The following is a 7,470-nucleotide window of genomic DNA, read 5'->3' as shown; positions in this document are numbered from 1 at the left end:
AACTGCCGAGTAAAAAGGCTCAACTGCCGAGTAAAAAGGCTCAACTGCCGAGTAAAAAGGCTCAACTGCCGAGTAAAAAGGCTCAACTGCCGAGTTGAGAGCTAGTAATGAATAGAAGACTCACTTTGACAACGCTAATCTCCAATCCTTAATCTCAATCCTTGGGCAAAGCGCTTTGACCAAATGACTGGAAATATTCTTAAATCTCAGCCTATAAAGCTTCCTAAACGCCTATGCTAACGATTGGGTTAGCTACTAAACTATATCGGCGCTAAGAACGCAATCGAAGTAAAGGACTAAGTAAAGATGAGTAAATTTCTAGATACTGCCATTGAGGCGATCGCAGCCCGTGAAATTCTTGATTCACGCGGTAGACCGACAATTGAAGCCGAAGTGCATTTAGCCAACGGTGTTGTCGGACTGGCGCAGGTTCCCAGTGGTGCATCTACTGGCACTTTTGAGGCTCACGAACTGCGTGATGGCGATAAAAGCCGTTATGGGGGCAAAGGCGTACTCAAGGCAGTACAAAACGTCAGAGAAGCACTTGCGCCCCAATTGTTAGGTTTGGATGCCCTCAACCAAGAACTGCTAGACCGGACAATGATCGCCATAGATGGTTCTCCTAACAAATCCAATTTGGGGGCGAATGCGATTTTGGGGGTTTCCCTAGCAGCAGCCAAAGCTGGCGCTGAATCTTTGGGAATTCCTCTATATCGCTATTTAGGTGGCCCTTTAGCGAATTTGCTCCCAGTGCCGTTGATGAACGTGATTAACGGTGGCGCACACGCTTCAAACAACGTAGATTTTCAAGAGTTTATGATTGTCCCAATTGGCGCAACTTCCTTCCGGGAAGCATTACGCTGGGGTGCCGAGGTGTTTGCTACCCTCAGTCAAGTATTAGATGAGAAGGGTTTGCTTACTGGTGTGGGCGATGAAGGCGGTTTTGCGCCTAACCTAGAATCTAATCAGGTGGCTTTAGAATTGCTAGTTGCTGCCATTAAGAAAGCTGGTTATCAGCCAGGGGAAGAAGTAGCTTTGGCGTTGGATGTGGCAGCTAGTGAGTTTTACAAAAATGGGCAGTATGTTTACGATGGTAAACCTCACGCCCCGGCTGAGTTTATTGATTACCTCGCGCAACTGGTTGATCAATACCCAATTGTATCAATTGAGGATGGCTTGCATGAAGAAGACTGGCAAAGTTGGCAATTGTTGACCCAGAAGTTAGGTTCGCGGGTGCAATTGGTAGGAGATGACTTGTTTGTTACCAACGCCACCCGCTTGCAAAGAGGCATCCAGGAAAAAGCCGCTAATGCCATTTTGATTAAACTCAATCAAATTGGTTCACTCACCGAAACCTTGGAAACGATTGATTTGGCAACTCGCAACGGTATCCGTTCAGTAATTAGCCATCGTTCTGGTGAAACCGAAGACACAACGATCGCTGATTTAGCCGTAGCAACCCGCGCCGGTCAAATCAAAACAGGTTCCCTCTGTCGCAGCGAACGCGTAGCAAAATATAATCGCTTACTGCGAATTGAAGACGAATTAGGCGATCGCGCCGTTTATGCTGGTGCTGTGGGGTTAGGACCGAAGTAGAGAGATTAGGGAGTAGGGAGTAGGGAGTAGGGAGTAGGGTATTTCCCCACTCCCCACTCCCCATTCCCCATTCCCCATTCCCCATTCCCCATTCCCCATTCCCCATTCATCACGGATAAAACCCCAACTTGGGCAACCCCAAGGTTTCATCCCAGCCCATCATCAGATTCATACACTGAATCGCTTGCCCCGCCTGTCCTTTAATTAGATTGTCAATTGCTGACATCACAATCACGCGACCTGTGCGCGGGTCAACTTCTACACCGATGTAACAAAGATTGCTGCCATTAGCCCATTTAGTTTGGGGATAAACGCCGCTACCGCAGACTTTTACCCAAGGAGAGTTGCGGTAGAAGGCTGAAAAAATTGTGATTAAGTCATCTCGCACTAGACCAGGATCGCGCAATGTGGCATATACCGTTGCCAAAATACCGCGCACCATTGGGATCAGATGTGGCGTAAATTGGATCATCAGTTCGTGACCCGCTAAGTCACTGCAAATTTGCTCAATTTCTGGGGTATGACGGTGACGACCGACATGGAAAGCTGCTATAGAGTTGTCTGCCTCAGCTAGCAATAAGTTGGTTTGAGCTTGCCGTCCACTGCTAGATGTACCAGATTTGGCATCAATAATCGCTGTTTCTGGTTTGATTAAACCTTGCTTTAAGAGTGGCGAAAGTGCTAAAAGACTAGCAGTGGCATAGGAACCAGGACAGCCAACGAGTTGAGCTTCGGCAATGCGATCGCGATAAAGTTCTGGTAATCCATAAACTGCTGTAGCTGCAATATTGCGATCGCTTCTCTCAGTACCATACCAATTTGTATAAGTTTTCAAATCACTGAACCGATAGTCTGCACTCAAATCTAGTACTTTACATCCTTTTTCCAACAGTTTGGGCGCAATTTGGCAAGCCAGACCATTTGGTAAAGACAGGAAAACTACTTCACAGCGATGAGCAATTATTTCTGGTTCTACCGCCTCTATTGGCAGGTTAGCCGCATGAGCCAGATGTGGGTAGATATCTCCAAAGGATTTCCCGATACTGCTCTCACCGCCTAAATAAACCAGTTCGACTTCTGGATGATCCATCAGTAATCGTACTAACTGTACTCCGCCATAGCCCGACGCGCCAACAATCCCAACGGGTACGCGTCTAAATTTGCCCATGATCTGAAATCCTTATCCCATGAATGGTTAATTCGTTCTCAGCTATCAACAATATCAGCGACTAGCGCAGCCCACAAAACGCCCCAAACCCCTCCACTTGGTTTTGGGGAGTCAAGAGTCCAAAGTCAAAAGTCCAAAGTCTATATAAAATTCAGTTAATTGACCCTTGACCCCAATTTTAATGGCAAAAATTTTCCCACGTTATCAAATCATTGCTAGTCTGATTCTCTGCCTTGTAAAAAAGCTACAATCTAAAAGAGGAAATTGTAAAAAAAATTTACGTTGGTAGCTGGAAATCTTTCTGTGTCAAAGCCTAATACTACCCAAGCTTTTAAATTTGATTCGATTCATGCCGCTTTAGCAGACCTAAAATCTGGTCGTGTCGTTGTAGTGGTAGATGATGAAAATAGAGAAAATGAAGGCGACTTAATCTGTGCTGCCCAATTTGCCACACCCGACACGATTAATTTCATGGCGGTGGAAGCTAGAGGACTGATTTGTTTGGCAATGACAGGCGATCGCCTAGACGAGCTAGACTTACCTTTGATGGTCAGCAACATTACAGATACTAACCAAACTGCCTTCACTGTTAGTATTGATGCTGGTCCAGAATTGGGTGTTACCACTGGCATCTCAGCCGAAGACCGCGCCCGCACTATCCAGGTTACTCTCAACCCAGCCACAAAACCTACCGATTTACGTCGTCCTGGTCATATTTTCCCGATTCGGGCTAAAGAGGGAGGCGTACTCAAACGCGCCGGACATACAGAAGCTGGTGTGGACTTATCTCGACTCGCAGGGCTATACCCAGCCGGGGTAATTTGTGAAATTCAAAACCCCGATGGTTCAATGGCGCGGTTGCAGCAGTTATTTGAATACGCTAAACGTCACAATTTAAAAATTATTAGTATTGCGGATTTAATTAGTTATCGCCTACAGCACGATCGCCTAGTGTATCGAGAAGTTGTTACCAAGCTGCCTAGTGAATTCGGTCAGTTTGAAATTTACGCCTACCGCCATACTGTGGATAACACAGAACACGTTGCAATTGTCAAGGGCGATCCCGCTAACTTTAAAGATGAGCCGGTGCTGGTGCGGATGCACTCAGAATGCTTAACTGGTGACGCTTTGGGTTCTTTGCGCTGCGACTGTCGGATGCAGTTAGAAGCCGCACTAAAAATGATTGAGGCTGCGGGTCAAGGTGTAGTTGTATACCTGCGTCAAGAAGGACGGGGAATCGGCTTGATTAACAAGCTGAAAGCCTACTCATTGCAGGATATGGGACTGGATACAGTAGAGGCAAATGAGCGCTTGGGATTTCCCGCCGACTTACGAGACTACGGCATGGGGGCGCAAATGCTTATGGACTTAGGCATAAAAAAGATCCGCCTGATTACCAATAATCCGCGTAAAATTGCTGGAGTCAAGGGCTATGGGTTGGAAGTAGTCGATCGCCTACCGTTATTGATTGAGGCAACCGACTACAATTCCTATTACCTGGCGACAAAGGCGAAAAAGCTGGGTCACATGCTGTTACAGACTTATCTGGTGACAGTAGCAATCCACTGGCAAGATGACCCAGAAGCGGTGACGGAACGTTATGAACGGTTAGAGAAACTGCGACACTTAGCGAGAACTAATGATTTATTGTTACAGGAAGAGGCGCGTCCTTTAGCGATCGCTTTATTTGACGAGCCATCTTTAACAGTACACTTGGGTTTTGATCAACCAAAAGTTGCTAGCTGTGATTGGTATCAGCAAAGTGGTCATCCTTATATACAAGCTATCTTCCAAATTTTGGATAACCTCGCAACTTTGCCTTACATCCAGAAACTAGAATTTCTGATTTCCTCTGGTTGCGATCCTTTGAGTAATTTACAAGTCCAACTAGATCGGCAGACATTCCCGCATGGTACACTGCCTTCATCGATTAGCGATCGCCTGGAAAAGCAGCAAATCTATAGCTTTAGCAAATAGCTTCAATAATGCTATAGCGTTTCCTAATCTCGTGAGGTACAGATGTGCTTCATCTCCCCTCTCCTTACTAAGGAGAGGGGTTAGGGGTGAGGTGATGTACTTCATGCACCTGCAATCTGCTGTAAATTAATTACTGACTCTATATATTGGTCTGACCTGACGATAAGTATTAAGTAAGTTCAGAAATTTATGACCATCAAAATTTATTGGGTCAACTTTTTTACCAGAACGGTCTACTAGACGGTGCGTAGTGATGCGATCGTCTCTTACTTGACTTTGAGCAATTAACCAAGCAAGAGAATGATATTGAGCCTCCGTGTAGCCACTATGGGTTTGTTGGCTGTTACTGTCATAACTATCTGGCGGTGTTTCCAAAGAAACGTGATAAGCAAAATTATTCACAGACGGAGGCAAATGTGGATTAGTTTGCACAGTTTCCACTCCCTCGGAACCATCAAATACTGAGTTAGCTGCACCAAAAGCCCGCTTTTCGGGCGGTACTAGATAAATCACCGTTCCGTCTAACTTGATTAAAGCGTGGTAACTTGCTTGCACACTTTCATCATTATGGGCTACTTGAAAGAAATTAACGGCACTGGAAGCAGAATAACCAGTTTCATGGAGGACGATAATTGGTTGATTGTTGACAGGAATACCGTTAACATCTTGGGCGTACCGTTCTCCATAGTTACTTGGGTCAACCGAAGCAACTTGATAATTAGGTCTATAACGTGCAAAAGCTTGAGTAGTTACGTATCTTGCTACAGCCTTGTTAGTCTTAACTGGGGACTTGATAACAACTTGAGATTTCTTTTCTGGGTATTTCGCTGATTGGAATTGCGCCTGTGGATATTGACTCCAGGCTGTAACCTGTGGATATGATGTATGGGATATTGTCGGATTATGTTGTAATTTTGTTGCTCGTCCAATTAGCAGCACTACAATTAAAGCCATGAACATCAGCGAGATTAGTAGCACCCTAGTCGCCCAGTCTGTAAACCTCATTTTTCTAATACCAGTAAAACGGTAGATATTAACTTATAGCTAAACTGGCGTGTCCCTCGTAGAAACGCACTTCTGCAAACGCCTACCGCAGATAGTATTCAAACAATAATCGCTATAATACCTTAATTCTAGTTAAATATACGTTTATAATCCCTGCAATAGTGCTGTTACCAGCCATTTAATAATGATGTTACCAGCCATTTAATAATGATGTTTTACCTACACCCCCTTTACCAACTACTAGCAACTTAGAAAGATATTATCCTTTAGCTTCTAACCTGGCTCGAAGATAGGTCAAAATTGCCTCCGTTCCTTGCTCGACAATTTCAGGCGGCGGCGAGCTTAATTGTGGATTGTTCTTGAGGTATATGCCTCTCAAGTTGGAGAGTTGGCTGATTTCTGGCGGCAGGCTGCTGAGTTGATTGTTAGAGAGGTCTAGGAAAGTCAAGTTGGAGAGTTGGCTGATTTCTGGCGGCAGGCTACTGAGTTGATTGTTAGAGAGGTCTAGGAAAGTCAAGTTGGAGAGTTGGCTGATTTCCGACGGCAGGCTACTGAGTTGATTGTCACAGAGGGATAGCCATTTCAAGTTGGAGAGTTGGCTAATTTCTGGTGTCAGGCTGTTGAGTTGATTGTTAGAGAGGTCTAGCTCAGTCAAGTTGGAGAGTTGGCTAATTTCTGACGGCAGGCTGCTGAGTTGATTGTTAAAGAGGGATAGCCATTTCAAGTTGGAGAGTTGGTTAATTTCTGGCGACAGGCTGCTGAGTTGATTGCTAGCGAGGTTTAGACCTGTCAAGTTGGAGAGTTGGCTGATTTCTGGCGGCAGGCTGCTGAGTTGATTGCTAGCGAGGTTTAGACCTGTCAAGTTGGAGAGTTGGCTGATTTCTGGCGGCAGAGTGGTGAGTTGATTGTCAAAGAGGTCTAGCGTTGTCAAGTTGGAGAGTTGGCTGATTTCTGGCGGCAGGCTGCTGAGTTGATTGTTATTGAGGGATAGCCTTGTTAATTTGGAGAGTTGGCTGATTTCTGGCGGCAGGCTGCTGAGTTGATTGTTATTGAGGGATAGCCTTGTCAATTTGGAGAGTTGGCTGATTTCTGGTGGCAGGCTGCTGAGTTGATTGTTATTGAGGCATAGCTTCGTTGTCTTTTTCTTCGCAGCTTTTTCAATAATTTGCAACAGTTCTTCATTTGTCATCAGCAAACCTCACCAACTCTGTAGCGATATTTACCAGAATAGTGTATCGCAGGTTATGGGGAATGGGGCTAGATTAATGTGTTCTATCTGCGTAGAAAGGGCTGTAATGTTTAAATTAACTGGGTGGGTAGGACGCAGTACTTGACGTAGGCATCCCTAACCTTGCAATAACACAGGACTTACGCAAACAATAGCCCAAACCCTGATTTTTAGGTAGGGGCAATTCATGAATTGCCCCTACAGTGTCTAGTTTTGCGTAAGTCCTATAACATTCACTCATTCATGAATATCAAAGACTCGTTAACGGAGTTCAAAGACTCATTTACAAAGCTCTAAGGTTCATTCACAAAGCTCTAAGGTTCATTCACAAAGCTCTAAGGTTCATTCACAAAGCTCTGAGGTTCATTCACAAAGCTCTGAGGTTCATTCACAAAGCTCTGAGGTTCATTCACAAAGCTCTAAGGTTCATTCACAAAGCTCTAAGGTTCATTCACAAAGCTCTGAGGTTCATTCACAAAGCTCTGAGGTTCATTCA

General features: G+C 45.0%; 5 protein-coding genes. 2 read left to right on the top strand and 3 right to left on the bottom strand.

The window, feature by feature from the left end:
* Positions 1–306 precede the first annotated feature (306 nt).
* Positions 307–1,596 carry a phosphopyruvate hydratase gene (gene eno, locus V7K27_RS22740; RefSeq protein WP_334950341.1) on the top strand — a complete coding sequence of 430 codons (1,290 nt, stop codon included), beginning with the start codon at positions 307–309 and terminating at the stop codon, positions 1,594–1,596.
* Positions 1,597–1,705: 109 nt separating this feature from the next.
* On the opposite strand, the gene argC is transcribed toward eno, so the two are convergent.
* Positions 1,706–2,764: an N-acetyl-gamma-glutamyl-phosphate reductase gene (argC, locus tag V7K27_RS22735; RefSeq protein WP_334950340.1), complete on the bottom strand. Its 1,059-nt coding sequence runs from the start codon at positions 2,762–2,764 to the stop codon at positions 1,706–1,708.
* A 303-nt stretch (positions 2,765–3,067) separates the two neighbouring features.
* On the opposite strand from argC, the gene ribBA reads away from it, so the two are divergent.
* Positions 3,068–4,741 (top strand): bifunctional 3,4-dihydroxy-2-butanone-4-phosphate synthase/GTP cyclohydrolase II, encoded by a 1,674-nt coding sequence (gene ribBA, locus V7K27_RS22730; protein ID WP_334950339.1) that lies wholly within the window; start codon positions 3,068–3,070, stop codon positions 4,739–4,741.
* Positions 4,742–4,867: 126 nt separating this feature from the next.
* On the opposite strand, the gene V7K27_RS22725 is transcribed toward ribBA, so the two are convergent.
* Positions 4,868–5,746, bottom strand: a complete 879-nt coding sequence (locus V7K27_RS22725; RefSeq protein ID WP_334950338.1) for an N-acetylmuramoyl-L-alanine amidase — start codon at positions 5,744–5,746, stop codon at positions 4,868–4,870.
* A 259-nt stretch (positions 5,747–6,005) separates the two neighbouring features.
* On the bottom strand, positions 6,006–6,935 hold the full coding sequence (locus tag V7K27_RS22720) for a leucine-rich repeat domain-containing protein (protein ID WP_334950337.1): 930 nt from the start codon (positions 6,933–6,935) through the stop codon (positions 6,006–6,008).
* Positions 6,936–7,470: the final 535 nt, after the last annotated feature.

The organism is Nostoc sp., from assembly GCF_036919575.1.
Classification (GTDB): Bacteria; Cyanobacteriota; Cyanobacteriia; order Cyanobacteriales; family Nostocaceae; genus Nostoc.
The sequence above is the reverse complement of the archived record's forward strand: the minus strand, read 5'-3'. Positions and strand labels throughout refer to the sequence as shown.

Bases quoted from the DNA above. Each gene is read 5' to 3' on its own strand.
- eno (WP_334950341.1), top strand. From the start codon at position 307: ATGAGTAAATTTCTAGATACTGCCATTGAGGCGATCGCAGCCCGTGAA.
- argC (WP_334950340.1), bottom strand. From the start codon at position 2,764: ATGGGCAAATTTAGACGCGTACCCGTTGGGATTGTTGGCGCGTCGGGC.
- V7K27_RS22725 (WP_334950338.1), bottom strand. From the start codon at position 5,746: ATGAGGTTTACAGACTGGGCGACTAGGGTGCTACTAATCTCGCTGATG.
- V7K27_RS22720 (WP_334950337.1), bottom strand. From the start codon at position 6,935: ATGACAAATGAAGAACTGTTGCAAATTATTGAAAAAGCTGCGAAGAAA.